General features: G+C 69.5%; 20 protein-coding genes and 2 riboswitches. Of the genes, 8 read left to right on the top strand and 12 right to left on the bottom strand.

Features of this window, described 5'->3' with window-relative positions:
- Positions 1-13 precede the first annotated feature (13 nt).
- Positions 14-1,945, top strand: coding sequence for a glycoside hydrolase 5 family protein (locus AB4Y74_RS10715; protein WP_441799067.1), 1,932 nt, complete (start codon positions 14-16; stop codon positions 1,943-1,945).
- A gap of 41 nt (positions 1,946-1,986) precedes the next feature.
- Here the strand turns inward: AB4Y74_RS10715 and AB4Y74_RS10710 are convergent, their stop codons facing one another.
- From AB4Y74_RS10710 to AB4Y74_RS10665, 10 genes are all read right to left on the bottom strand, one after another.
- Positions 1,987-2,346, bottom strand: a complete 360-nt coding sequence (locus AB4Y74_RS10710) for a DUF488 domain-containing protein (RefSeq protein WP_441799066.1) — start codon at positions 2,344-2,346, stop codon at positions 1,987-1,989.
- A gap of 44 nt (positions 2,347-2,390) precedes the next feature.
- Positions 2,391-3,332 (bottom strand): PfkB family carbohydrate kinase, encoded by a 942-nt coding sequence (locus AB4Y74_RS10705; protein WP_441799065.1) that lies wholly within the window; start codon positions 3,330-3,332, stop codon positions 2,391-2,393.
- Positions 3,325-4,359: an ADP-ribosylglycohydrolase family protein gene (locus AB4Y74_RS10700; RefSeq protein ID WP_441799064.1), complete on the bottom strand. Its 1,035-nt coding sequence runs from the start codon at positions 4,357-4,359 to the stop codon at positions 3,325-3,327. Before AB4Y74_RS10700 ends, AB4Y74_RS10705 begins: the two co-directional genes overlap by 8 nt.
- On the bottom strand, positions 4,356-4,925 hold the full coding sequence (locus AB4Y74_RS10695) for a carboxymuconolactone decarboxylase family protein (protein WP_441799063.1): 570 nt from the start codon (positions 4,923-4,925) through the stop codon (positions 4,356-4,358). Before AB4Y74_RS10695 ends, AB4Y74_RS10700 begins: the two co-directional genes overlap by 4 nt.
- Positions 4,926-4,991: 66 nt before the next feature.
- On the bottom strand, positions 4,992-6,500 hold the full coding sequence (locus AB4Y74_RS10690; protein ID WP_441799062.1) for an MDR family MFS transporter: 1,509 nt from the start codon (positions 6,498-6,500) through the stop codon (positions 4,992-4,994).
- A gap of 139 nt (positions 6,501-6,639) precedes the next feature.
- The gene (locus AB4Y74_RS10685; protein WP_441799061.1) at positions 6,640-7,782 is read right to left on the bottom strand and encodes a cysteine desulfurase family protein; all 1,143 of its coding nucleotides are present in this window, start codon (positions 7,780-7,782) and stop codon (positions 6,640-6,642) included.
- Positions 7,779-8,633 carry a carboxylating nicotinate-nucleotide diphosphorylase gene (gene nadC / locus AB4Y74_RS10680; RefSeq protein WP_441799060.1) on the bottom strand — a complete coding sequence of 285 codons (855 nt, stop codon included), beginning with the start codon at positions 8,631-8,633 and terminating at the stop codon, positions 7,779-7,781. Before nadC ends, AB4Y74_RS10685 begins: the two co-directional genes overlap by 4 nt.
- Positions 8,627-10,204, bottom strand: a complete 1,578-nt coding sequence (gene nadB / locus AB4Y74_RS10675; protein ID WP_441799059.1) for an L-aspartate oxidase — start codon at positions 10,202-10,204, stop codon at positions 8,627-8,629. The genes nadC and nadB overlap by 7 nt, the downstream gene beginning before the upstream one ends.
- Position 10,205: 1 nt before the next feature.
- Entirely contained in the window at positions 10,206-11,495 is a 1,290-nt protein-coding gene (nadA, locus tag AB4Y74_RS10670) for a quinolinate synthase NadA (RefSeq protein ID WP_441800438.1), read from the bottom strand.
- Between the two features lie 17 nt (positions 11,496-11,512).
- Positions 11,513-12,244: an NUDIX hydrolase gene (locus AB4Y74_RS10665; RefSeq protein ID WP_441799058.1), complete on the bottom strand. Its 732-nt coding sequence runs from the start codon at positions 12,242-12,244 to the stop codon at positions 11,513-11,515.
- A 221-nt stretch (positions 12,245-12,465) separates the two neighbouring features.
- A riboswitch (glycine riboswitch) is annotated at positions 12,466-12,558 on the top strand.
- Position 12,559: 1 nt separating this feature from the next.
- Positions 12,560-12,660: riboswitch (glycine riboswitch) on the top strand.
- A 64-nt stretch (positions 12,661-12,724) separates the two neighbouring features.
- Here AB4Y74_RS10665 and gcvT point away from each other — a divergent pair.
- The 3 genes from gcvT to gcvP are packed head-to-tail and all read left to right on the top strand — an operon-like array spanning position 12,725 to position 17,220.
- Positions 12,725-13,909 carry a glycine cleavage system aminomethyltransferase GcvT gene (gene gcvT, locus AB4Y74_RS10660; protein WP_441799057.1) on the top strand — a complete coding sequence of 395 codons (1,185 nt, stop codon included), beginning with the start codon at positions 12,725-12,727 and terminating at the stop codon, positions 13,907-13,909.
- Between the two features lie 2 nt (positions 13,910-13,911).
- Complete coding sequence (gene gcvH / locus AB4Y74_RS10655) at positions 13,912-14,286, top strand: glycine cleavage system protein GcvH (RefSeq protein ID WP_441799056.1); 375 nt, start codon at positions 13,912-13,914, stop codon at positions 14,284-14,286.
- A 15-nt stretch (positions 14,287-14,301) separates the two neighbouring features.
- The gene (gene gcvP, locus AB4Y74_RS10650; protein WP_441799055.1) at positions 14,302-17,220 is read left to right on the top strand and encodes an aminomethyl-transferring glycine dehydrogenase; all 2,919 of its coding nucleotides are present in this window, start codon (positions 14,302-14,304) and stop codon (positions 17,218-17,220) included.
- A 90-nt stretch (positions 17,221-17,310) separates the two neighbouring features.
- On the opposite strand, the gene AB4Y74_RS10645 is transcribed toward gcvP, so the two are convergent.
- On the bottom strand, positions 17,311-18,105 hold the full coding sequence (locus tag AB4Y74_RS10645) for a CPBP family intramembrane glutamic endopeptidase (RefSeq protein WP_441799054.1): 795 nt from the start codon (positions 18,103-18,105) through the stop codon (positions 17,311-17,313).
- Between the two features lie 238 nt (positions 18,106-18,343).
- Between AB4Y74_RS10645 and AB4Y74_RS10640 the strand changes: the two genes are divergently transcribed.
- The 3 genes from AB4Y74_RS10640 to AB4Y74_RS10630 all read left to right on the top strand — a co-directional run bounded on the left by AB4Y74_RS10640 (position 18,344) and on the right by AB4Y74_RS10630 (position 22,873).
- Positions 18,344-20,137 (top strand): ABC transporter family substrate-binding protein, encoded by a 1,794-nt coding sequence (locus AB4Y74_RS10640; RefSeq protein ID WP_441799053.1) that lies wholly within the window; start codon positions 18,344-18,346, stop codon positions 20,135-20,137.
- Positions 20,138-20,327: 190 nt separating this feature from the next.
- Positions 20,328-21,860: an ABC transporter permease gene (locus AB4Y74_RS10635; RefSeq protein ID WP_441799052.1), complete on the top strand. Its 1,533-nt coding sequence runs from the start codon at positions 20,328-20,330 to the stop codon at positions 21,858-21,860.
- Entirely contained in the window at positions 21,860-22,873 is a 1,014-nt protein-coding gene (locus AB4Y74_RS10630; RefSeq protein ID WP_441799051.1) for an ABC transporter permease, read from the top strand. Before AB4Y74_RS10635 ends, AB4Y74_RS10630 begins: the two co-directional genes overlap by 1 nt.
- A gap of 32 nt (positions 22,874-22,905) precedes the next feature.
- Here the strand turns inward: AB4Y74_RS10630 and AB4Y74_RS10625 are convergent, their stop codons facing one another.
- Positions 22,906-23,532, bottom strand: coding sequence for a PH domain-containing protein (locus AB4Y74_RS10625; protein ID WP_441799050.1), 627 nt, complete (start codon positions 23,530-23,532; stop codon positions 22,906-22,908).
- 50 nt (positions 23,533-23,582) lie between these two features.
- Between AB4Y74_RS10625 and AB4Y74_RS10620 the strand changes: the two genes are divergently transcribed.
- Positions 23,583-25,445, top strand: coding sequence for an ABC transporter ATP-binding protein (locus tag AB4Y74_RS10620; protein ID WP_441799049.1), 1,863 nt, complete (start codon positions 23,583-23,585; stop codon positions 25,443-25,445).
- Positions 25,446-25,481: the final 36 nt, after the last annotated feature.

The following is a 25,481-nucleotide window of genomic DNA, read 5'->3' as shown; positions in this document are numbered from 1 at the left end:
CCTGAAAGGCATCATGGATCGCCCCTCCCCGGTCTTGACGGTCGACGACGCCCCCGTGGTGTGGCTCGGCGCCAACTTCTGGTCGCGTACCGGCGGCCCGCTCATGTGGACCCGCTACGACCCCGTTGTCGTGCGGGAGGAGTTGCGCGTGCTCGCCGAGCACGGGCTCAACATGACGCGGTCCTTCTTCTACTGGCCCGACTTCCACCCGACACCGGACTCGCTCGATGAGCAGTGCGTGGCGAACTTCGCCGACTTCCTGGACGCGCACACCGAGGTCGGCATGACCACGGTGCCGACGTTCCTCGTGGGCCACATGTCGGGGGAGAACTGGGACCCGGTGTGGCGCGACGGCCGCGATCTGTACAGCGACGTGTGGTTCGTCGGGCGACAGGCCTGGTACGTCCGCGAGCTCACCTCGCGGTTCGCCGCGCATCCTGCCGTCGCCGGCTGGCTGCTCACCAACGAGGTGCCGATCTACGGCGGCGAGGCGCCGCGTCCCATCGTCGACGCGTGGGCGTCGCTGCTGGTGAACGCGGTGCGCGCGGGCGGCGGGACGCAGCCGGTCGCAGTCGGCGACGGCGCGTGGGGCATCGAGACGACCGGTCACGACAACGGTTTCTCGGTGCGTGACCTGGCGGAGTTCACCGACTTCATCGGGCCGCACGTGTACCGGATGGAGACCGACCAGATCCGCCAGCACCTCAAGGCCGCGTTCATCGCCGAGCTCTCCGCGACGCACGGCCTGCCGGTGATCATGGAGGAGTTCGGTCTGACCAGCGACTTCGTCTCGGACGAGGGCGCAGCCTCCTACTACCGTCAGCTGCTGTACTCGACTCTGCTGGCCGGGGCCACGGGCTGGATCGCGTGGAACAACACCGACTACGACGACCTCGCCGACCAGCGGCCGTACTCGCACCATCCGTTCGAGATGCACTTCGGCATCACCGACCGCCACGGTTCGCCGAAGCCGCCGCTGGTCGAGCTGGCGCGGTTCGCGTCGGATCTGGCCGCAATCGACCTCCCGTCGGTCCGGCGGGCCGCGGTGGATGCGGCGCTCGTCGTGCCGTCGCACCTCGCCGAGGACTACCCGTTCACCAACGAGGACGAGCGGGCCCACATCGTGGCGACGGGGGAGCAGGCGTACGTCGCGGCGCACGAAGCGCACATCCCCGTCGCGGTGGTGCGTGAAAAGGAGGACGGCGGTCTGCCGACCGGGTACGGCCTGTACCTTCTGCCGTCGGTCAAGCAGCTGTGCGCGACCTCCTGGCAACGGCTCGTTCAGCTCGCGCAGGAGGGTGCGACCGTCTATGCGTCGTACTCGCACGGCCCGAGCGGCGTGCAGCGCGGCCCGTGGTGGGCGCACACCGAGGAGCTGTTCGGGGTGCGGATGGACAGCGCGTACGGTCTCGCCGAGCAGGTGACGGACGAGACGGTCGTGCTGCGGTTCACCTCCGATTTCGGGTCGATCCCTGCCGGCACGGAGCTGTCGTTCGTCGCGGCGGGCAACGAGAACGGACGGACATACCTCCCGATTCGCGCGACATCGGGGCGCGTCGTCGCGGTGGACGCGCACGGTCGGCCCGCGATCGTGGTGCAGGAGCACGGTGCAGGACGCGCGGTGCTGTCGACGTATCCGCTCGAGTACTTCGCGTCGGCCCAGGGCCGGGTGAACCCGGAGCAGACCTGGCGTCTGTACGACGCGCTCGCCGACGTGGCCGACGTGGAGCGGGACGTGCGCCTCGATGACCCGCTCGTCTTCACGGACGCGCTCGTCCACGCGGACGGCCGCCGCTTCGTGTTCTTCGTCTCGCAGCACGAGACGTCGGTCACCGTCACCCCGTCCGTCGCCGGTGGCGACCTCACCACCCTCGATGGCGCCCCATCCTCGTCGGTCGACCTCGCCCCCTACGGCGTGGCCGTCCGCCTCCTCACCCAAGACTGACCCCGCCCCGGCCCGGCCCGGCGCGCTAGCGCCGGCTGGGGTCAGAGGTGGGCGGATAGGTACTCGACCAGGATTTTGGCGTGGTTGAGTTCGGGGTCGCGGGCGCCGACGAGGAGAGTCAGGCGAGAGTGTTCGTGGGTCAGGGCGCGGAGCTCGGTGAGAGCGGGGTTCGTGTCCAGTTCGCGCTCGTAGCGGGCGCGGAACTCGTCGAAGACCTCGCCCTCGATCGCCGGGTCCTCGTGGAACCAGCGGCGCAGCTCGGTGGACGGGGCCACCTCCTTCAGCCACAGGTCGATGTCGGCGCGGGCTTTGCTCACGCCGCGCGGCCACAGTCGGTCGACCAGCACGCGGAAGCCGTCGTCCGGTGCGGGCGGGTCGTAGATGCGTTTGACGCTGATCACGGGAAGCTCCTCTGCCGTGGCTTAGGTGATGGTGCCGGGGCCGGTCAGCCGGCCGCCAGCAGGGCGTCGGTCTCGGCGCGGGTCGGCGCGGTGGCCGGGCCCGGGCGCGTGACCGCGATGGCGGCGGCGGCGTTCGCACGACGCGCCGCCGCGAGCGGATCCGCGCCGCGGGTGAGGGCGGAGGCGAGCACGCCGCCGAAGGCGTCGCCGGCGCCGGTGGTGTCGACCGCTGTCACCGGGAACGCCGGCAGGTGCGCCGGCGCCGGGTCGCCGGTCGCCACCCAGCAACCGGACGCGCCGTCTCGCACGACGGCGACGGCTCCCGTGTCGCTGCTTTCGCGCAGCATCCCCCGCAGGGCGCCGGCGGCGGGGGCGGGATGCGCATGGGCGCGCAGGATGCGGGCCTCGCGAGCGTTGGCGCTGAGCACGTCGGTGCGACGGAGGACGGCTTCAAGCAGGTCCTGATCGAGCGACCCCACCAGGGGCGACGGATCGAACACCACCCGGGTCTCCGGGCGCAGCTCGGTCAGCCAGCCTGCGACGGCGGGGCCGGCCACCGGGTGCGCGAGGCTGTAGCCGGACGCGTAGACGACGTCACCCGGTCGCGGCTGAACGGCGTCGAGGTCGGCGCGCGTCAGCATCCCCTCGGCGCCGGGGGCCGTCACGAAGGTCCGCTCGGCCTCGCCGTCGACCAGCACGACGCAGTAGCCGTTGTCCGCCGTCTCGAGTGGTGGGTTGGCTACGGAGATGCCCTCGCGCCACAGTGCTTCGGCGACGACTTCGCCGAAGGGCCCGCTGCCCGAGCGTCCGGCGAAGACGACCTCCGTGCCGTCCCGGGCTGCCGCGGCCATCACGTTGAAACCGCCGCCCGCGGCCATGCCGGCCGCGGAGGCCAGGACGTCCCCGCCGCGCTCGGGGAGGGCGTCCACGCGCAGGAGCAGGTCGACCACGACCGTCCCGGTGAAGATGAGCCTGCCCTCAGCCATGTCGTCTCCGCACGCGCAGCAGCCCGTCGACGAGAGGTTCCAGGTCGAGCGCGTTGACCCGGCGAACCGTGTCTAGTGCGGTCCGCGGCCACTGTGCGGCACCCGTCGCACCGAGGACCGCGCCGGTCATCGCCGCGATGGTGTCCGTGTCGCCGCCGAGTCCGGCCGCGCGGCATAACGTGTCCCACGCGGCGTCCGGTTCGGGATGGACGGGATCGCCTCCCGCGACCGTCACAGCGACGAGAGCGAGCGCGGTGACCACCGACTCCTGTGCGGCGACCGAGGTGCCGACCACCCGAGCGAGGAAGTCGTCCTGCTCGCGCGGCGCGAACTCCACGAGCGCAGGGATGGCCCACTCCAGCCGTGCGGCGATGTCGCCCCCCGCGACCCAGTGTCCGCGGCGCGCGCCCTCGCGAGCGGCGGCGACCGCCACATCCAGCGCTTCCGGCGTTTCCGCCCCGTCGATGCCCGCGCTGACGGCGGCCCCGACGGCGGCGGCGCTCGCGATGCCCAGGCCGGTGTTGTGGGTCAGTGCGCTCACGGAGACGACGGCGTCGACGAATGCGCCGAGGGGTTCGACGGGCACGGCGATGCCGACCGGAGCGATCCGCATCGCTGCCCCGTTGGTGGCGCCGAAGCGGCCCGCCTCTTCCGGCGGCATGCCGTCTTGGAGGCGTTGCAGGGCTGCCCGCGTGCTGGGTCCGAGCAGGTCGAGCGAACCTCGCGCCTCCATCGTGTGCTCCCAGGCGAGCAGTGCCGCGGCGAACGCGCCGGGTTGGACGACGCCGTCGCCGTCGATGATCAGCCGCGCGAGCATTACCGCCTGCTCGGTGTCGTCGGTGACGGAGCCGGCCGGCATTCCCGCCGCGATCTGCTGGTGCGGCCCTGCACCGACGAGGCTACGGATCCGTCCGTGGTCTGCTGCGATGCGCTCGCGCGACAGGGATTGCGTCGGCATTCCGAGAGCGTCGCCGAGGGCCAGTCCCTGCAACGCGGCGAGGGCCCGGGCGCGCGTGCTGTCTCTCACAGCGGCGCCAGAAGGGCGGCGCGCAATCGGTCGCTGAGGTCCGGCGGGACTTCGGTGCGGACGCCTAACGCCTGGATGGCCCTGCTGTAGAAATTGCGTGCGGCGGCCGCGAGGGTGATGTCGACGATCTCGCGGTCCGTGAAGCCGTGGGCGCGCAGCCGCGCGGCGTCGTCCTCGGTCATGGCGGCGGAGTCGGTGCTCAGCCGCTCCGCGTACTCCATCATCGCGACCTCCGCGTCGCTGAGGGGCGCGTCGTGGTAGTCCCGGGCGATCCGCTCCAGGTCGTCCTCGTCGAAGTAGTGGAGAGATTTCCGGCCGTGGGCGAGCCGGCAGTGCTCGGAGCCCAGCGCCTGCGCGGCGGCGAGCGTGACCAGTTCGTAGCGGCGCTTGCCGAGCACCGGGACGACCGACCGCACGAGATCTTCGAAGGCTCGGTATGCCTCCGGATTCACACTCATCACGCGTGTGTATTCGGGCACATAGCCCAGGTCGTCGAGGTCTTCCGCGTACATCGCGGCGGCCTCGCCTGTCGCCTCGGACGGTTCGGGGGTGCGGATGATGGACACGGCTGCCTCCTCGCGTGCGGTCGGTCCCATTCTCACGCGCGCACGGTGCGGGGGCTAGGTGCGCCCTCAGTGGGCGAAGGCCGCCTCTACCGGCGCGTCAGCGGGCTTCCTCATGAAGAACGACCCGGCGACCGCGAACAGGGAGATGATCGCTCCGGCTACGAACGCGGCGCGGATGCCTCCGGCCTGCGCGGCGTCCGCCGAGGCTCCGCCCGAGGCGAGCGCCGTGGATTGGAGCGTCAGCACCGCGATCAGGAGCGCAGTGCCCGCGGCCCCTCCGACCTGTTGGATCGTGCCCAGGATCGCGCTGCCATGCGAGTACAGGTGCGGCGGCACCGCCCCGAGACCCGCCGTGAACAGCGGCGTGAACATCATCGCGAGGCCCAGGCTCATCACCACGTACGCCCCGACGATGAGGCCGACCGGAGTGTGCTCCGTCACCATCGTGAGCGACCAGAGCACGAGGCTGACCAGGATCGACCCCGGCACGACCAGCACCCGCGGGTCGTAACGGTCGTAGAGCCGCCCGACGAACGGTGCCGCGAGTCCCATGATCAGCCCGCCCGGAAGCAGGATCAGACCCGTGGCGAGAGTGTCGAGGTGCAGCACGTGCTGGAGGTACAGCGGCATGACGATGATCACGCCGAACATGGACGCCGTCGTGATCGCCATCAGCACGATCGACACGGTGAAGATGGGGTATCGGAACGTCCGGAGATCGAGGAGCGCCCTGTCTTTCCGCTGCAGGATGAGCTGGCGCGTGATGAAGGCCGAGAGCCCCAGGACGCCGACGATGAGCGACCCCCACAACATCAGTGGACTCGCCGAGGCGGCCCCCGATTCGCCGGAGAGCGTCAGGCCGTAGACCAGACCGCCGAAGCCGAAAGCGGACAGAATGACGGACAGGACGTCGATCCGCACCTTCTTGGTTTCGGTGACGTTCTCGACGAAGCGCATCCCGATCAGCAGCATGATGAGCGCGATCGGCAGGACGATGAGGAAGATCCACCGCCAGGACAGGAAGTTGAGGATGAGCCCGGAGATCGTCGGCCCGATCGCCGGTGCGACCGAGATGACGATCGAGACGTTGCCCATCGTGCGGCCGCGCAACGCGGGCGGCACCAGCGTCATCAGCGTGGTCATCAGCAGCGGGATCATGATCGCCGTACCGGACGCCTGCACCACGCGTGCCGCGACCAGCACCATGAAGCCGGGCGCGAGCGCTGCGGTCAGTGTGCCGAGGGAGAACAACGACATCGCGGCGATGAACATCTGCCGCGTCGTGTAGCGCTGCAGCAGGATGCCGGTGATCGGGATGACCACCGCCATCGTCAGCATGAAGGCGGTCGACAGCCACTGGGCCGCCAGCGCATCGATGTGCAGGTCGTCCATCAGCTTGGGGATGGCGACGGTCATGATCGTCTCGTTGAGGATCACGACGAATGTGGCCGCGAGCAGCAGCCAGATGACGCGCTGATCGCGCGGCGCGATACGTGCGCCGGCACTCGCGGGCGCGCTCGGTCGGTCGAGCCGGCCGGCGTCGACGGAAGGCGCTGGTGAGGTCTTCTCAGTCACCGGTCCAACCTACCGACCGCCACCGACATGCGGGGTGTCGCGATCGTGAACTGTGGAGAAGTTCGCTCTCCGCAGAACGGGGGAATAAACCGAGGCGAATCCCCGGTGCATGCGGTCGCATCTCCAGGACTCGCCGGGATCACTGGCCGAGGGAAGCGATCGCTCGCACGGCATCCCCGACCGCAGGCGCGACGGCCGCCAGCTGGGCGGGTGTCACCTCCGGTCCCCACGAGAACCGTACGGCCGTTCGGGCCAGGTCCTCCGGGTAGCCGAGGGCGAGCAGCACGTGGGAGGCGTCCTCGCTCCCGGCCGCGCAGGCCGAGCCGCTCGACGAGACGACGCCGCGACGCTCCAGTTCCAGCAGCACCGACTCCCCGTTCGTCCCCGGGAAGACGAAGGATGCGGTGCCCGGAAGGCGCGAGGTGGCGTGTCCGGTGAGCGAGGCGTCGGGCACCTCCTGCAGCACGGCCGCGACGAACGTGTCGCGAGCGGCCGTGGCCGCCTCCACTCGCTCCGGCAGACCCTCCGCCGCCAACCGTGCGGCAGCGGCCAGCGCCACGGCGCCGGCCACGTTCTCCGTGCCGGATCGTCGCCCGCGCTCCTGCCCGCCGCCGTGGATGAGCGGCTCGACCGGGATGCGCCCCCGCATGTACAGCGCACCGACGCCCTTGGGCGCGCCGATCTTGTGTCCCGACACGCTGAGCGCATCCACCCCCAGTGTGTGCACGTCGAGCGGCAACCAGCCCGCCGCTTGCACCGCATCCGTATGAAGAGGGATGCCGTGCTCGTGCGCGAGTGCCGCCAACTCCGCGATGGGCTGGACGGTCCCGACCTCGTTGTTCGCGAGCATCACCGAGGCGAGCGTGGTGTCCGGCCGCAGGGCCGCGGCGAAGTCGGAGGCCGCGATCAGCCCGTCCCGGCCGACCGGCACGAACGTGACCGAGAACCCGTGCATCCGCACCAGATAGTCGACCGACTCCAGGACCGCCTCATGCTCGATCGGCGTCGTGACGATGTGCCGGCCGCGCGGGTTCGCGAGCGCGATGCCCTTGATGGCGAGGTTGTCCGCCTCCGTCCCACCCGAGGTGAACGTGATCTCGGAGGCCCGGCAGCCGAGCCAGGATGCCACCCCCGCGCGCGCGTCCGCGAGCGCGCGTGCGGCCGATTCGCCGACCGCATGGTGGCTCGACGGGTTGCCGAACTCGCCGGTCAGGTACGGCCACATCGCCTCCAGCACCTCCCGGCGGACCGGCGAGGTGGCGGCGGCGTCGAGGTAGATCACTCGACCACCACGTCCAGTCCCAGGTCGAGCGAGCGGACGCTGTGGGTGAGCGCACCCGACGAGATCACGTCGACGCCGGTCTCGGCGATGTCGCGGACGGTCGCCAGGCTGACGTTGCCGCTCGCCTCCACGAGGGCACGGCCTCCGACGAGGGCGACGCCTTCGCGGAGCTGGTCGAGGGTGAAGTTGTCGAGCATGATCGTGTCGACGCCGGCGGCGAGCACGGGCTCGATCTGGTCGAGCCGGTCGACCTCCACCTCCAGGTGCGTGGTGTGCGAGAGCTGTTCCCGCACGCGCACCAGGGCGTCGGTCACCGAGAGACCCGTCTGAGCCGTGAGCACCGCGAGGTGGTTGTCCTTGGCCATGACCGCGTCCGACAGCGAGTACCGGTGGTTGTGGCCGCCGCCCGCGCGGACGGCGTGCCGTTCGAACGCGCGGAGCCCCGGCGTGGTCTTGCGTGTGTCCACGATGCGGGCGGAAGTGTGGGCGACTTCCGCGACGAAGGCGGCCGTCAGGGTGGCGATGCCGCTCATCCGCTGCGTGAAGTTCAGGGCGACGCGCTCGCCTTGCAGCACCGAGCGCGCCGCGCCAGAGACGGTCGCCAGTGCGTCACCGGCCTCGAACGTCGCACCGTCGGCGACGTGCAGAGTGACCTCGACGTCCGGATCGGTGAGGGTCATCGCCGCAGCGAACACCTCGCCGCCGGCGAACGTGCCGGCCTCTCGCGCGACGAGTCGTGCCGTGGCGGTGGCCGCCTCCGGGATGAGCAGTTGGCTGGTCACATCCCCCCAGGGCGCGTCTTCGACGAGGGCCGCCTGGACGACGGTGTGGATGATCTGGCGGGTCAGCATGCTGTAGAAACCTCGAGTCGCGTCGACAGAGTGTGAACGAGGGTGCGGGGGAGCGTGGCAGTGTGAACCGGGTGGCCGTCGCCCGCGAGCGGGAAGTCCGACCGGAAGTGCGCACCCCGCGACTCCTGGCGGGAGAGTGCCGCCGCGACGACGAGACGGCCGAGCGTGAGCAGGTTCGCATCCTCTCCCGGTGCCGGGTCCGCGGCCGCTGCGAGCTCTGCCGCCGCCGCCGTCAGGCGCGCGCCGTCGCGGTGCACGCCGGCCGCCTCCCACAGCAGCGCTCCGAGCCGCGCACGGTCGAACGGTTGCGATGCGGGATGCGCGGACACCTCGGCCTGCGCCGTCGCCACCGCCGCGTCCTGCACCCAGGCCGGTACGTCCATCCACGGCTCGTCGATCGCGTCCGCCGCGCGGTGCGCGAAGACCAGCCCCTCCAGCAGCGAGTTCGATGCCAGCCGGTTGCCGCCGTGCGCGCCGGTGCAGGCGACCTCGCCGACGGCGAAGAGACCGGGCACGCTGGTCCGCCCCGCGGTGTCGGTCGCGACCCCGCCCATGGCATAGTGAGCGGCCGGCGTCACCGGGATGGGGTGGCGTCCCCAGTCGTAGCCGGCGGCGCGCGTGGCGGCGTCGATGGTCGGGAAGCGCCGCGCGAGGAATTCCGCACCCAGCGCCGTCGCGTCGAGCAGCACCGGACGCCCGCCCTGCGCCGCCATCTCGACTGCGATCCCTCGGGCCACCACGTCGCGCGGGGCGAGCTCGGCGTCCGGGTGCACGTCCGTCATGAAGCGCTCGCCGGCGGCGTTCCGCAAGACGGCGCCCTCTCCGCGTACGGCCTCGGAGATGAGGAAGGCGCCCGCGCCGGACGGCGCACCTCGGTGCGCGGAGTACAGCGCCGTCGGGTGGAACTGGGTGAACTCGAGGTCCGCGAGCACGGCCCCGGCACGCCAGGCGGCGGCCACGCCGTCGCCGGTGGCGACCGCCGGGTTGGTGGTGTGCGCATACAGCCGTCCCCATCCACCGGTCGCCAGCACGACGGTGTCGGCGTCGAGGACGATCGGGCTGCCGCCCACCTCCAGAGCGACGCCCCCGGCCCGGCCGTCGCGGACGATCACGTCGCGCAGGAAGGCCCCCTCGACCACCGGAATGCCTGCGGTCGTCAGAGCCGCCACCAACGCCCGCTCCAGCTCCGCGCCGGTCGCATCGCCCCCGGCATGCAGGACGCGCGCAGCGGAGTGCGCCGCCTCCAGCCCCCGGGCGAGAACCTCGCCGTCGCGGTCGAACGCGGCGCCCAGCGCGATCAGCTCGCGCACGCGGTCCGGCCCGTCGGCGCACAGCGCATCCACCGCCTCCCGGACGTTCAGCCCGGCACCGGCCCGCAGAGTGTCGGCGATGTGCGCCGCCACGCTGTCGTCGGGGAACAGCGCAGCCGCGATCCCGCCCTGCGCGTACCGGGTGCTGCCGTCGCTGAGGGACCCCTTGGTCACGACCGTGACGGTGTGCCCGAGCGCGCGGGCGCGGAGCGCGGCGGTGAGCCCCGCGATCCCGCTCCCGACGACGACGACCCGGCTCATGTCACGCCGCCATCGTGGTGTCGGGTCGCGCAGCGAGCATGCGCTCGAGCGCCACGCGCGCGGGAGCGGCGACCGACTCGGACACCGTCACCTGATTGAGCACCTCGCCGCGGACCAGGCCCTCCAGCACCCAGGCGAGGTAGCCGGGATGGATGCGGTACATCGTCGAGCACGGGCAGACGACCGCGTCGAGGCAGAAGATGGTGTGCTGCGGGAACTGCGCCGCCAGTCGCTGCACCAGGTTGATCTCGGTGCCGATCGCGAACGTGGAGCCCGCAGGCGCCGCCTGGATGGCCTTCACGATGTAGTCGGTCGAGCCGTACTCGTCGGCCGCGTCCACCACATCCATCGGGCACTCGGGGTGGACGATGACCCGGACGCCCGGGAACTCGGCGCGCGCGTGCTCGATCTGCCCGACCGTGAAGCGCTTGTGCACCGAGCAGAAGCCGTGCCAGAGGATCACCTGGGCGTCCTCGAGGGTTTGGGCGTCCGTCCCGCCCCACGGCTTGCGCGGGTTCCAGAGCGGCATCTGCTCGAGCGGCACGCCCATCGCCTTCGCCGTGTTGCGGCCGAGGTGCTGGTCCGGGAAGAAGAGGACACGCTGTCCGCGCTCGAACGCCCACTGCAGCACCGTGGAGGCATTGGACGAGGTGCAGACGATGCCGCCGTGCTCGCCGCAGAACGCCTTCAGCGCCGCGGACGAGTTCATGTAGGTGACCGGGATGACCGGCACCCGGCCGTCGGCGTCCGGCTCGGTGCCGTACAGCTCCTCCAGCTGCTCCCAGCACTCCTGCACGGAGTCGAGGTCGGCCATGTCGGCCATCGAGCAGCCCGCGGCCAGGTTCGGCAGGATGACGCGCTGATCGGGCCGGGACACGATGTCCGCCGTCTCGGCCATGAAGTGCACGCCGCAGAACACGATCGCCTCGGCCGCAGGTCTAGCCTTCGCCGCGTTCGCGAGCTGGAACGAGTCGCCCACGAAGTCGGCGTACTGCACCACCTCGTCACGCTGATAGAAGTGGCCCATCACCGCGACGCGGTCCCCGAGGGTCTCCTTGGCGGCGCGGATGCGGTCGCCGAGCTCCACGGCCGACGCGGTGCGGTACTCCTCGGGCAGCTCGCCCTGCCGCGGCGCGTTCGCGGGGATCGGGTCGCCCAGCGAGGCGCCGGGCCCGTAGGAGGGGAGCAGGGAGTCGAACTCCCACGGCGCCTCCACGAGGTCGGGCGTGCAGGTCTCGCCGTCGACCTGGCCCGACGCGATGAGCCGGATGGTGGTGTCGACCGAGGCGATGGGTACAGCGGCGGTAGTCACGATGCGCTTCTTCCTTCGAAGGGATGCTGTTGGCGGGGGAGCGGCCCCGCGTCGGCGAGGTCGATCTGGTCGTTGTAGCGGTACAGCCGCGGCGGCCGGTGCGGGGTGCCGGTGAGGTATTCGTCGGTCGCGACGACGGCTCCGGAGGCCTCGATCGTGCGGCGGAAGTTGGCCGGGTCGAGGGCGCGGCCGAGCACGGCTTCGTGCACGCCGCGCAGCTGGGCCAGCGTGAAGCGCTCGCCGAGGAAGGCGTGGGCGATGCGCGAATACTCCATCTTCGTGCGGAGCCGCCAGAGGGCGTACTCGACGATCACGTTGTGGTCGAACGCCAGCTCGGGCAGGTCGTCGGCGGGGAACCAGCGGACGTTCTCGCCCACGCTCGCGCGCTCGGCCTCCTCGCTGCGCACCAGGGCCCAGTAGACGACCGAGACGACGCGGTCGGCGCCGGGGGAGCGGTCGACGTCGCCGAACGCGTAGAGCTGTTCGAGGTAGCTCGGGGTCAGGCCGGTGGTGTCGTTCAGTGAGCGGGCGGCGGCGTAGGCGAGGTCTTCGCCGACGCGCAGCGGGCCGCCGGGGAGCGCCCAGCGCCCCTCGAACGGCTCCCGGATGCGGCGCACCAGCGGCAGCCACACCTGCGGCACGCCCCCGGTCTCGTCGTCGCTGCGCAGGGCGAAGATGACCGTCGACACGGCGAGGATCGCGCTCGCCCGCTCATGTCGTTCCGTCATGCTCTGCTCCCGGATCGGGTAAGAGTCACACTGACTCTAACGTTCCTATCATCTTAGTGTCATCTCGACCAGAACCACAAACGCACGTCCGCCCGCAGAGATTTGCGCCAAATGTCGGTTATGGCGCGCTCATAACCGCGACTTGGCGCAAATCTCCGCGTACGCAGGAAGGCGCGGGAGCGGATATGCTGGCCGGACATCCAACTGAATACTGGGCCAACGAGGTCGATGCGGGAGAGTCGCGTGCGTGCGCGCGGCACCGAAGGAGCAATCCTCCCCGACAATCTCTCAGGTACGCGTACCGCATCGAACTGGCCACTCTGAAAAGCAGGACGGCGCCCGCCGCCCTCGCCCACGGTGAAAGCCGCATCCTGCACGGACGCGGTGAAACTCTCAGGCCGGATGACAGAGGGGGAGTTCTTCCCGGAAGCGGCGACGCTTCCGCAGCCCCCGGCCGACGGCCGGCGAATCGGAGAACTCATGACCTCGCAGCAGAGCCCGTCCACGGACGACGAGCGCACCTCCCCGCTCCACGACGCGCATGCCGCGGCCGGCGCATCCTTCACCGACTTCGCCGGATGGCAGATGCCCGTCCGCTACTCGTCAGACTTGGCGGAGCACCACGCCGTCCGCACCGCCGCTGGTCTCTTCGACCTCTCCCACATGGCCGAGATCGTGCTGATCGGGCCGGAGGCGGGGCAGTCGCTCGACTACGCGCTCGCCGGCAAGCTCTCGGCGCTCAACATCGACCAGGCCAAGTACAGCCTCCTGCTGTCCCGCTCCGGCGGCATCATCGACGACCTGGTGGTGTACCGCACCGGCGACGACCGCTACATGATCGTCGCGAACGCGTCGAACCGGGATGCGGTGGCGCAGGAGCTGCGCGACCGCACATCCCCGTTCGATGTGGAGGTCTTCGACGAGTCCGACGACATCGCCCTGATCGCCGTGCAGGGTCCGGCCGCGCTCTCCATCCTGCTAGCGACGCCGGGTCTGGCAGCCGACGCCGGCGCGCTCGACGGTGAAGACTTCGGCGAGCGTCTCTCTGGGCTGAAGTACTACTGGTCGCTCCCGGCCGCCTTCGAGACGCATCCCGTGCTCATCGCCCGCACCGGCTACACCGGCGAGGACGGCTTCGAGCTCTACTTGGCGCCCGACAACGCGCGAGCACTGTGGGATGCGCTCACCGAAGCCGGCACCGAGCAGGGCCTGGTGCCCGCCGGTCTCGCCAGCCGCGACACGCTCCGCCTGGAGGCCGGGATGCCGCTGTACGGCCACGAGCTCGGCCGCGACACGCTGCCCGCGCAGGCCGGCCTCGGCCGTGTCGTCAACCTCGCGAAGGACACCGACTTCATCGGCCGCGCCGCGAGCGAAGAGGGCCCCCACCCGGACGCCCGCGTGCTCGTCGGCCTGACCGGCGAGGGCAAGCGCGCCGCGCGGGCCGGCTACCCGGTGTTCGCGAAAGACGTCGCCGATGGCGAGGACGCCGAGATCGGTGTCGTCACCTCCGGTGCGCTCTCGCCGACACTCGGGGTGCCGATCGCCATGGCCTACGTCGCGCCGCAGTTCGCTCGAGAGAACACCGTGCTCCACGTGGATGTGCGCGGCACCCGCCTCCCGTTCACCGTCACCGCCCTCCCCTTCTACAGCAGAAAGAAGCGCTAGCCATGGCCGCAGAACGAGACCTGAAGTACACGCCGGAGCACGAGTGGCTCCTGATCGAGGGCGACGTCGCGACCGTGGGCATCACCTCCTACGCCGCTGAGAAGCTGGGCGACGTGGTGTTCGTCGAGCTGCCCGAGGAGGGCAGCGACGTCACCTCCGGTCGAGTGGTGGGCGAGATCGAGTCGACGAAGTCGGTCGGCGAGCTGTTCGCTCCGGTCGACGGCACCGTGGCCGAGGCGAACTCCGCCGTGGTCGACGCGCCCGAACTGGTCAATTCCGACCCGTTCGGCCAGGGCTGGCTGGTGAAGGTCCGCTTCACCGAGCTGCCCGACAACCTCCTCAGCTACGACGAGTACGCCGCCCTCACCGGCGAGTAAGGTTCTTCACTCTTCATGACCGACCTCTTCCCTGCGCGTCACATCGGCACTGACGACGACGCGCAGCGCACCATGCTGTCCGCGATCGGCGCCGCTGCCTCCCGCGAGTGGGCCTCCGTCCAGGAGCTCGTCTCCGCCGCCGTCCCCGACTCCATCAGGGTGGACGGCGCGCGCACATCCGTCCTGCCCGCGCCGCTCGGCGAACGTGCCGCGCTGCGCGAGCTGCGTGCGCTGGCCGCCCGCAACACCGTGAACCGCAGCCTCATCGGCCTCGGCTACTACGGAACCATCACCCCGGCGGTCATCAAACGGAACGTGCTCGAGAACCCGGGCTGGTACACCGCCTACACGCCGTACCAGCCGGAGATCTCGCAGGGCCGGCTGGAGGCGCTGATCAACTTCCAGACCATGGTCTCCGACCTGACCGGGCTCGACACGGCCAACGCGTCCATGCTCGACGAGGCGACGGCCGTCGTCGAGGGGATGCTGCTGGCGCGCCGTGCCTCCAAGGCGAAGTCGGCTCGGTTCGTGGTCGACGCCGACACGTTCCCGCAGACGATCGCACTGCTCCGCAACCGCGCCGAGGCGGTCGGTGTCGAGCTGGTCGTGCTCGACCTGGCGAGCCTGGCGGCGGATGCGCCCGAGCTGTCGGACGCGTTCGGCCTCTTCGTGCAGTACCCCGGGGCCTCTGGGCGGGTCTGGGATCCGTCCGGCGCCATCCGTACCGCCAAGGAGGCCGGCGCCGTCGTCGTCGCCGCAGCCGACCTGCTCGCACTGACGCAGCTGCGCGCTCCCGGCGAGCTCGGAGCCGACGTCGCCGTCGGCACGAGCCAGCGCTTCGGCGTGCCCATGGGCTTCGGCGGTCCGCACGCCGGCTACATGGCCGTCCGCGCGGGCCTCGAGCGTCAGCTCCCCGGCCGTCTCGTCGGCGTCTCGCAGGATGCCGTGGGCAAGCCTGCCTACCGGCTCACGCTGCAGACGCGCGAGCAGCACATCCGCCGCGAGAAGGCCACCTCCAACATCTGCACCGCTCAGGTGCTGCTCGCCGTCATGGCCGCGATGTACGCGGTCTACCACGGCCCGTCCGGACTGCGCGCGATCGGTCGTCAGGTGCACCTGACGACGGCCGCCGTCGCCGAGGCGCTGCGGGCGTCGGGCGTCGAGGTCGTGTCGCGGTCGTTCTTCGACACGCTCCAGGTCGAGGTCGATGACGCCGCGACGGTCGTCGCGCGCGCCCACGACCACGGGATGCTGCTGCACGCGACGGATGCAGGCCTGGTCTCGCTGAGCCTGGACGAGGAGTCGGCCGCCGACCTGCGCGATGGCGACTTCCCCCTGGCCGACCTCATCCGCGTGCTCGGGGGCACCGTCGACGGTGACGACGTTGCGCTCGATCTGCCGTCGGAGTCCTCCTTCGACGCCGGACTCGCGCGCGAGTCGGCGTACCTGACGCACCCGGTCTTCAACACGCACCACTCCGAGACGGCGATGATGCGCTACCTGCGCCTGCTGCAGGACCGCGACTACGCCCTCGACCGCGGGATGATCCCGCTCGGCTCCTGCACGATGAAGCTGAACGCGGCGACCGAGATGGAGGCCGTCACCTGGCCCGAGTTCGCGGCCCTGCATCCCTTCGCCCCGGCCTCCGATGTCGCCGGCTCGCTCGAACTGATCGACCAGCTGGAGCAGTGGCTGGCCGACGTCACGGGCTACGACACCGTGTCCCTGCAGCCGAACGCGGGCAGCCAGGGCGAGCTCGCCGGACTGCTCGCGATCCGCGGCTACCACCGCTCGCGCGGCGATCTGGCGCGGACGGTGTGCCTCATCCCGCAGTCGGCCCACGGCACCAACGCCGCCTCGGCCGTGCTGGCCGGGATGAGCGTCGTCGTCGTTGCGACCGATGAGCTCGGCAACGTCGACCTCGACGACCTGCGCGCGAAGATCGCGCAGCACTCCGAGACTCTGGCCGCGCTCATGATCACCTACCCGTCGACCCACGGCGTCTACGAGCACGAGGTCGTCGCGATCACCCAGGCGGTCCACGACGCGGGCGGCCAGGTATACGTCGACGGTGCCAACCTCAACGCTCTGCTCGGGTACGCCCGGTTCGGCGACTTCGGGGGCGACGTCAGCCACCTCAACCTGCACAAGACGTTCTGCATCCCGCACGGCGGGGGAGGCCCCGGTGTCGGCCCGGTCGCTGCGAAGGCGCACCTGGCTCCGTTCCTGCCCGGGCATCCGCTGGCTCAGGATGCGACGCATCCGCTCGCGGGCGGCGGACGGGTGGAGCACGGCGGCGCGCCGGTCTCGGCAGCGCCGTACGGCAGCCCGAGCATCTTGCCGATCAGCTGGGCGTACGTCCGGATGATGGGCGCCGAGGGGCTGAAGGATGCGACGGGCGCGGCCGTGCTCGCCGCGAACTACGTCGCCGCACGGCTGCGCGAGCACTTCCCGGTGCTCTACGCGGGTGAGGACGGCCTGGTCGCGCACGAGTGCATCCTCGACGTCCGCCCGCTCACTGAGCGCACCGGCGTGACGGTCGACGATGTCGCCAAACGGCTCATCGACTTCGGCTTCCATGCGCCGACGATGTCGTTCCCGGTCGCCGGCACCCTCATGGTGGAGCCCACCGAGAGCGAGGACCTCGCCGAACTCGACCGTTTCGTGGCCGCGATGATCGCGATCCGCGAGGAGGCCGACGCCGTGGCGGCGGGGGACTGGCCGTCGGACGACAACCCGTTGCGCAACGCGCCACACACCGCCGAGTCGGTCGTCTCCTCCGACTGGAGCCACCCGTACTCGCGCGAGCAGGCGGTTTACCCCGTCCCGGCCCTCGTCCGCGACAAGTACTGGCCTCCCGTCCGCCGCATCGACCAGGCCTACGGCGACCGCAATCTCTTCTGCGCCTGCCCGCCCCCCGAGGCCTTCGCCTAACCGCTCTTCCCCCTCCCCACCGTCGAGTCCGCGAAGACTGCACAGAATCCCGCCGGATTCGTACAGTCTTCGCGGACTCGACGGTGGGAGTCAGGCGAAGATGGAGGGCCACCAGGCGACGGCGAGGGGGTAGCCGACGAACGAGACGATGTCGATGATCGTGTGGGCGACGACGAGCGGCATCACGCGGCCCCAGCGGGTGTAGCACCAGCCGAAGACGACGCCCATGATCGCGTTGCCGACGAAGGGGCCGAAGCCCTGGTAGAGGTGGTAGCTGCCGCGCAGCAGGGCCGCCGCGATGATGATCGTCCACTTTCCCCAGCCCAGTTGCCGCAGCCGGGTGAACAGATAGCCGACCACGATCACCTCCTCCTGCAGCGCGGCGCGCAGGGCGGCGAGGATGAGGACGGGCACCGTCCACCAGTGCGCGTCCAGCGGCGAAGCCTGCACCGCGACGGTGATGCCGAGGAGGCGCGTGACGGCGTAGAAGAGGATGCCGGGCACGCCGATGACGAGGAAGAGCAGCGCCCCGCCGCCGAGGTCTCGCGCCGGCCGGGTGAGGTCGAAACCGATGCGGCGGAAGCCGCTCCGCTGCGGCTGCCAGAGCAGGTAGATCACCAGCGCCACCGCGAAGAGGGGGAACAGGTTGCCCAGCACCTGATAGAGAAAGTCGAAGACTTCGCGGCTGGACTGGCTCGGATTGACCTGCGCCGTCTGGTCGGAAAGCGGCGTGCTCTGCGTGGATCGGTCGACGATCGTGACGATGGAGTAGACAGCCGATTGCCCGAGCGACAGCCCCAGGACGATGGCGATCTCCCACCACAGCCGGGCCCGGCCGTCCCGCGCGACGGGGGTCTCGCCGCTCCAGGTCCGCGTCTCACTCATAGGTGCATCCTGCCAGGCCCGAGCCAGGGATACGGACAGGGAGATCGTTGCATTACGCGAACGATTTCATCGTTTTTGTGCGCTTCGTGCAGGAATCCGTCGACTGAGTTACCACTATGTAACGTTTTGCCCGGCTATTTTGCAATCGCTCCCGGCGATACCTAGGGTCATTCTTATCCCGCGCGGGACAGGCACTCTCGCACGCCTGCACCGTCGCACACTTCGCACAGGAGGAACATTGCACATCAACGGAAGAAAGGGCAGGTTGGCGGTCGGCGCGATCGCCATCGCCGGCGTCACCGCGCTCGCGCTGTCGGCCTGCACCACGTCCGGTAGCACCAGCACCTCGTCCGCTGCCAAAGGCGGCACCGTGACGGTTGCTGTCGTCAACGACCTGACATCGCTGAACTCTCAGACGCCTCAGGGCAACCTGGACACCAACGGCCAGGTCGGCTACCTCGACGGCTCGTACGGTTCTGGTTTCCAGTACATCGACAACAACTACAAGATCGTCCACGACGACACCTTCGGAAAGTTCGAGAAGACCTCGGACGACCCGCTGACGGTCAAGTACACCCTTCCCTCCAATGCGAAGTGGTCCGACGGCGAGCCCGTCACCGCCGACGACATGATCCTGGGATGGGCCATGCAGTCCGGCTACTACGACTCGGCGACGCTCAACCCGGACAGCGGCGAGGTCACCACGGGCACGCAGTACTTCACGCCCGCCGCGGGCACCGCCGGTATCGACCAGACGGCGTACCCGACCGTGAGCGACGACAACCGGACGATCACGCTCAAGTACGCGAAGCCGTTCGTGGACTGGGAGCTCTTCAACCCGATCGCACAGCCCGCGCACATCGTGGCCAAGAAGGCGGGCCTCTCCTCGGCCGCCGACCTGACCAAGCTGCTGAAGGGTCTCCCCAAGGGAGACAAGTCGAACCCGCAGCCTGCTGACCCGACCCTGAAGAAGGCGGCGGACTTCGTCAACACCGGCTACGACATCACGGCGTTCCCGACCGACAAGGACCTCCTCGTCTCGTCCGGCCCGTTCGTCGTCTCGGCGTGGACCCCCGGCCAGTCGGTCACGATGACGAAGAACAAGTACTACTGGGGCGGCAACAAGCCCAACGTAGACAAGATCGTCTTCCGCATCATCCCGGACGCCAACGCTCAGGTCACCGCTCTTCAGAACGGTGAGGTCGACATCATCAACCCGCAGGCTTCTGCGGACACCCTGACCGCCCTGAAGCAGACCAGCGCCAAGGTGCTGACCGGCGACCAGGCGTCGTACGACCACCTCGACCTGAACTTCGGCTCGCCGACGTTCAGCGACCCGAAGGTCCGTGAGGCGTTCCTGAAGACGATCCCGCGTCAGCAGATCCTCGACTCGATCGTGACGCCGGTGAACCCGAAGGCCAAGGTCCTCGACTCCCAGATCTGGCTGCCGAACCAGGACGACTACGCGAACGCCGTCAAGAACAACGGTTCCGACGCGTACGCGAAGGTCGACATCGACGGCGCCAAGTCGCTGCTCGCCGGTGCCACCCCGACGGTCCGCATCCTGTACAACACGAACAACCCGAACCGTGTCGACGAGTTCCAGGCCATCCAGGCCTCGGCCTCCAAGGCCGGCTTCAAGGTCGTCGACGCCGGCTCGCCCGACTGGAGCAAGCTGCTCCCGGGTGGCGACTACGACGCATCGCTCTTCGGCTGGATCAGCCCGGGTGCCGGTACGTCGCAGATCCCCCAGCTGTTCACCACCGGTGGCGGCGGTAACTACAACCGCTACAACGCTCAGAACGACACCGCGGTTCAGACCCAGACCACCCTGGACAAGGACGAGCTGACCAAGCTCGAGCTGAAGATCGACACGGCCACCTTCAAGGATGGCTATGGTCTGCCGCTGTTCCAGCTCCCCGGTGTCTTCGGTGCCACGTCTCGCGTCGACGGCGTGAAGTACATGGGCAACCAGACCGGTCCGTTCTGGAACTTCTGGGAGTGGTCGGTCAAGTCCTCCTCCTCGAAGTAACATCTCCGACAGCGAGAGTGCCCGGGTGAACCCCGGGCACTCTCCTGCGGCGGGGCGCCGGTTTCCACCGGCGCCCCGTATCATGTAGTCGGCGGTCGCGACCCGGCCTCCTCCTTCGAAGCAACGCGCTCGGCGACCCCCTCGTCGACACCCCGTTCAGCGCGTCCTGTCAGTAAAGGTTCCGAACCCTATGGCGAGTTTCATCCTGAGGCGCCTTCTCGTCTCAGTGCTCATCATCATCGCCGCATCATTCCTGATGTACATGCTGGTGGCCTACAGTGCCGACCCGCTCCAGGATCTGCGGTCGAGCAATTCCCCGAACAAGACCCAGCTCATCAGCGCGCGGGTCCAGTTGCTCCAGCTCGATGTCGCCCCGCCGCTGCGCTGGCTTCTCTGGCTGGGAGGCGCAGCGAAGTGCCTCATCCCGTTCGCCAACGCCTGTGACCTGGGCTCGACCATCTCGAACGCGAAGGTCGTCGACATCCTGCCGACGGCGCTGACCTCGACGGTCCAGCTGGTCACCGTCGCCCTCATCCTGGCGATCCTGCTCGGTGTCACCATCGGCATCGTCACCGCCCTTCGGCAGTACAGCGGACTCGACAACGTCGTCACGTTCCTCAGCTTCTTCCTGTACTCCCTGCCGGCGTTCCTCGTCGCGGTGCTCCTCAAGGAGTTCGTCGCGATCGGCTTCAACGACTTCCTGGTGCATCCGACCATCCCCTGGTGGCTGGCAGTGATCATCGGCGTGGTGGCCGGCCTCATCTGGCAGTCGCTCATCGGCGGTGACCGCAGGCGCCGCCTGCTGACGTTCGTGATTTCGGGCGTCGCCACCGCCGGCGTGCTGCTGCTGATGTCGGCGACGAACTGGTTCCTCGTGCCCGGCCTCGGTCCGATCGTGATGACCCTTCTCATCGCGGCCGCGGTCATTGGCGCGACCGCGCTGATCGCCGGACTGCAAAACCGCCGCGCGCTCATCTCGGCGGCCATCACCGGTGCTGTGTCGCTCGTCTGCTACTTCGCCCTGCAGCCGCTGTTCGACGTGTCGACGGTCGCCACGATCGTGATCCTCGCCATCGTGTCGATCATCGTGAGTCTGGCGATCGGCTGGTTCGTCGGCGGCTACGACCGCGGCCAGAACATGCGCGTCTCCGTCATCGTGGCCATCGTGTCGGGCTTCTTCATCGTTGTCGACCGGTTCATGCAGGCGTGGCCGACGTACTTCCAGGACACCAACGGTCGCCCGATCGCGACCGTGGGCTCCTCGACCCCCGGTCTCGAGGGAGACATGTGGGTGACGGGGCTGGACACGTTCACGCACCTCCTGCTGCCCACCGTCGCCCTCCTGCTGATCTCGTTCGCCTCGTACACCCGGTACTCCCGGGCCGGGATGCTGGAGGTCCTGAACCAGGACTTCATCCGGACCGCCCGCGCGAAGGGCCTCCCCGAGCGCACGGTGGTCGTACGGCATGCGTTCCGCAACATGCTCATCCCGATCACGACGCTCGTCGCCTTCGACGTCGGCGCGCTCCTCGGAGGAGCGATCATCACCGAGAAGGTCTTCGCAATCCCCGGCATGGGCTCGCTCTTCTACGCGGGCCTCTTCCGAGGTGACCTCAATCCGGTCATGGCGTACTTCGTGATCATCGCGGCCATGGCCATCCTGTTCAACTTCCTGGCCGACTTGAGCTACGCCGCGCTCGACCCAAGAGTGAGGGTCCGTTGATGTCTACTACTGAACCGCTTATCGCCGACGAGCTGCAGGAGCCGAGCGCCCCGCCCGTCAGCCAGGGCAAACTGATCTGGAAGCGCTTCCTCTCGAACAAGCTGGCCGTCGCCAGCGTCATCCTGTTCGTCCTGATCGTGGCGTTCTCCATCTCGGCGATCGGCATCGGACCGATCCCGGGCTGGTGGAAGTACAACTTCACCGAGCTCAATGCCCAGGTCAAGCAGGGATCGCCGACCTGGGAGCACCCCTTCGGCCAGGACCGCATCGGCAAGGACTACTTCGCCCTCACGATGCGTGGCATCCAGAACTCGGTGCTGGTCATGGTCGTGCTCGGCGTGATCGCGAGTGTCGTGGGAGTTGTCGTCGGTGCCATCGCCGGGTACTTCCGCGGCGTCGTGGATGCGATCCTGATGCGTATCACCGACGTGTTCATCGTGATCCCGGCCCTTGTCATCGGCTCGGTGGTCGGTCACACCTTCGGCGGTCTCGGCGCGTTCTTCCTGGCACTCATGCTCGGCTTCTTCTCGTGGATGGGCATCGCCCGTCTGGTCCGCGGAGAGTTCCTGTCGCTGCGTGAGCGGGAGTTCGTCGAAGCCGCCCGGGTTGCGGGTGCCTCGGATGCGCGCATCATCTTCAAGCACATCCTCCCGAACGCCATCGGCGTGGTCATCGTCGCCTCGACCCTGATCATGGCCTCCGCGATCCTGCTCGAGACGGCGTTGTCGTTCCTCGGATTCGGCATCCGCCCGCCGGATGTGTCGCTGGGTCTGCTGATCAGCTCGAACGAGTCGGCGTTCCAGACCCGCCCGTGGTTGTTCTGGTGGCCCGGTGCGTTCATCGTGACGCTCGCGCTCCTCGTCAACTTCGTCGGCGACGGCCTGCGCGACGCGTTCGATCCCCGCCACCGCCGGTTCAACCTCCGCAAGATGCGGGAGCAGGAGCCGGAGGACGGCGAGGGCGACGACGGTGGTCGACGGACCGGTGCGGCACTCGCGGAGGACGTGCTGTGACCACCGCGCCCGTCGCGCTGCTGCCGGCCTCCTCAGGCCAGGAGCAGGGCGGCGACGGCGCCGGCCGCGAGTATCGTCATTCCGACCAGCGATGCGACGTGCCAGCGCACGATCACGGGCGTGGCGTCCGCGGTGCCCGGTTCGATCACGCCGGCCTGCTGAAGTTCGGCCCAGCGCCGGCGCACGACCTCGGCGGCGGCGCCCGATTCGGTGGAGAGCAGGTCGCCCGGGCGGCGAACGGTGTCCTCGACGCTCGGACGGCCGATGCGACCCTTCGTCTCGTCCCGGGTGGCGCGCAGCGTGCGCGCCGTGCCCGGAGCGGGAGCCGCCCACACCGGGTACTTGTGCCCGGGTGTGTACAGGGTCAGCGCGTACTTGGTGTCGACATGGATGAGCGCCTCCCACGGGATGTGTACCGTCCGGGTGACGTTGACGGCGGTGAGACCATCGTCCGCGACCGTGAAACTCGGACGCCACAGCATCGCCCAGGCGATCAGAGCGATCAGGGCGCCCGGGACGATGTACAGCAGCCGCGCGTCGTGCACGCTGACCAGCAGGCCGACTGTGAGAGCGGCCGCGGCCGCCCAGATCAGGGCGGCAAGGACCCGGTTGAACCGGGACACGAAAACCTCGCGTTCTGCGGCGGAGACGTAGGGCATGGCTCCATGTTCTCATCCCGCCCGAACGCCCCCGAAAGGAACCACGAATCATGACCGAGACCACCACGGCTCCGGTCGGCGCCGCGACCGGCGGCCCCGTCCTCGAGGTCACCGGCCTCTCCGTCGACTTCGGTGTGGACGGCGAGTGGGTGCCGGCCGCCAACAAGCTCAACTACGAGATCCGCGCTGGCGAGGTGCTCGCCATCGTCGGTGAGTCCGGCTCCGGTAAGAGCGCGAGCTCGATGGCGATCCTCGACCTCCTGCCGAAGAACTCCCGCGTCCGCGGCTCGATCAAGCTGGACGGCCGCGAGCTGACCGGCCTCAGCCAGCCGCAGATGCGCCGCGTGCGCGGACGTCAGGTCGCTGTGATCTTCCAGGAGCCGATGACCGCCCTGAACCCGGTTTACACGGTGGGCTCGCAGATCATCGAGACGCTGCGCATCCACTTCGGCATGTCGCCGCACGAGGCGAAGGAGCGGGCGCTCGAGCTGCTCGCGATGGTCGAGCTCCCCGACCCGAAGAAGGCGTTCAACTCGTACCCGCACCAGCTCTCCGGCGGCCAGCGGCAGCGCGCGATGATCGCGCAGTCGATCTCGTGCGACCCGAAGCTGCTGATCGCGGACGAGCCGACCACCGCGCTCGACGTCACGGTCCAGGCTGAGATCCTGGAGCTGCTGCGCAGCCTCCGCGACCGGCTCGACAGCGCCATCCTGCTGATCACGCACGACATGGGCGTCGTCGCCGACCTGGCCGACAACATCGTCGTCATGCGCAAGGGCGACATCGTGGAGGCCGGGACGGTCAAGGACGTCTTCGCGAATCCGCAGCACCCGTACACGATCGCCCTCCTCGACGCCGTCCCGCACCTGGGCCAGCGCGAGGACGAGGAGATCGACACGACGGCTGCCCTCGCCGCCGGCACCGCTCACCCGGACGCCGAGTTCACCGAGAGGATCCGGGCCAACGAGCGCGCCGCGCAGGCGGAGCACGAGAAGGCCGAGATGGACAAGCGGGAGGTCGTCGTCGACTTCCAGAACGTGGCGATCGAGTATCCGAAGCATGGGCGCGTCCCCGCATTCCGCGCTGCGAGCGACATCGACCTGAAGATCCACGAGGGCGAGGTCGTCGGCCTGGTGGGCGAGTCGGGCTCGGGCAAGACCACGCTCGGCCGCGCCGCGATCGGACTGCTGCCCATCCACTCCGGGAAGCTGGTCGTCGCAGGCCAGGACATCAGCTCCGCGGGCCGGGATGAGATCCGCAAGCTGCACCGCAACGTCGGCATCGTCTTCCAGGACCCGTCGTCGTCGCTGAACCCGCGCCTGCAGATCTCCGACTCGATCGGCGAGCCGCTTCGGCTGGCCAAGGGTCTGAAGGGTGCTGACCTCTCCCGCGAGGTCGACCGGCTGCTCGACAGCGTCGAGCTGCCGCGTGCGTACCGCAGCCGCTTCCCGCACGAGCTCTCGGGCGGCCAGAAGCAGCGCGTCGGCATCGCCCGCGCGTTGTCGCTGAAGCCGCAGGTGCTCATCGCGGACGAGCCGACGAGCGCGCTCGACGTCTCGGTCCAGGCGCGGGTGCTGGAGCTGATGCAGATGCTCCAGAAGGAGATGAACTTCGCCTGCCTGTTCATCACGCACGACCTGGCGGTCATCGACGTGCTCGCCGACCGCATCGCGGTGATGCACCACGGTCATCTGGTCGAGGTCGGCACGCGCGACGAGATCCTCCGCTACCCGAAGGAGGCGTACACGCAGCGCCTCCTGGCCGCGGTGCCGCTGCCCGACCCGGACCAGCAGCGCGCCCGCCGCGCCCTGCGGCTCGAGCTGCTGGCCGCGGGTTCCGACGATGTCGCCACGGGACCCGTCGTTCCGGCGGAGCCGCAGCAGCCGGAGCCGCCGGTCGCGCAGGGGCTGTAAGACGCGCTCGGCGAGCCGGAGGCGCTCGCTGACAGC

This window comes from Leifsonia sp. RAF41 (assembly GCF_052114085.1).
GTDB lineage: Bacteria > Actinomycetota > Actinomycetes > Actinomycetales > Microbacteriaceae > Leifsonia.
Note: the sequence above shows the minus strand (reverse complement) of the source record. Positions and strands in the feature narration are given on the sequence as shown.

Coding starts and splice junctions, on each gene's coding strand:
- gcvT (WP_441799057.1), top strand. CDS start 12,725: ATGACCTCGCAGCAGAGCCCGTCCACGGACGACGAGCGCACCTCCCCG.
- AB4Y74_RS10635 (WP_441799052.1), top strand. CDS start 20,328: ATGGCGAGTTTCATCCTGAGGCGCCTTCTCGTCTCAGTGCTCATCATC.
- AB4Y74_RS10705 (WP_441799065.1), bottom strand. CDS start 3,332: ATGGCTGAGGGCAGGCTCATCTTCACCGGGACGGTCGTGGTCGACCTG.
- AB4Y74_RS10665 (WP_441799058.1), bottom strand. CDS start 12,244: ATGACGGAACGACATGAGCGGGCGAGCGCGATCCTCGCCGTGTCGACG.
- AB4Y74_RS10620 (WP_441799049.1), top strand. CDS start 23,583: ATGACCGAGACCACCACGGCTCCGGTCGGCGCCGCGACCGGCGGCCCC.
- gcvP (WP_441799055.1), top strand. CDS start 14,302: ATGACCGACCTCTTCCCTGCGCGTCACATCGGCACTGACGACGACGCG.
- AB4Y74_RS10645 (WP_441799054.1), bottom strand. CDS start 18,105: ATGAGTGAGACGCGGACCTGGAGCGGCGAGACCCCCGTCGCGCGGGAC.
- nadC (WP_441799060.1), bottom strand. CDS start 8,633: ATGCTGACCCGCCAGATCATCCACACCGTCGTCCAGGCGGCCCTCGTC.
- AB4Y74_RS10630 (WP_441799051.1), top strand. CDS start 21,860: ATGTCTACTACTGAACCGCTTATCGCCGACGAGCTGCAGGAGCCGAGC.
- gcvH (WP_441799056.1), top strand. CDS start 13,912: ATGGCCGCAGAACGAGACCTGAAGTACACGCCGGAGCACGAGTGGCTC.
- AB4Y74_RS10625 (WP_441799050.1), bottom strand. CDS start 23,532: ATGCCCTACGTCTCCGCCGCAGAACGCGAGGTTTTCGTGTCCCGGTTC.
- nadB (WP_441799059.1), bottom strand. CDS start 10,204: ATGAGCCGGGTCGTCGTCGTCGGGAGCGGGATCGCGGGGCTCACCGCC.
- AB4Y74_RS10715 (WP_441799067.1), top strand. CDS start 14: ATGGATCGCCCCTCCCCGGTCTTGACGGTCGACGACGCCCCCGTGGTG.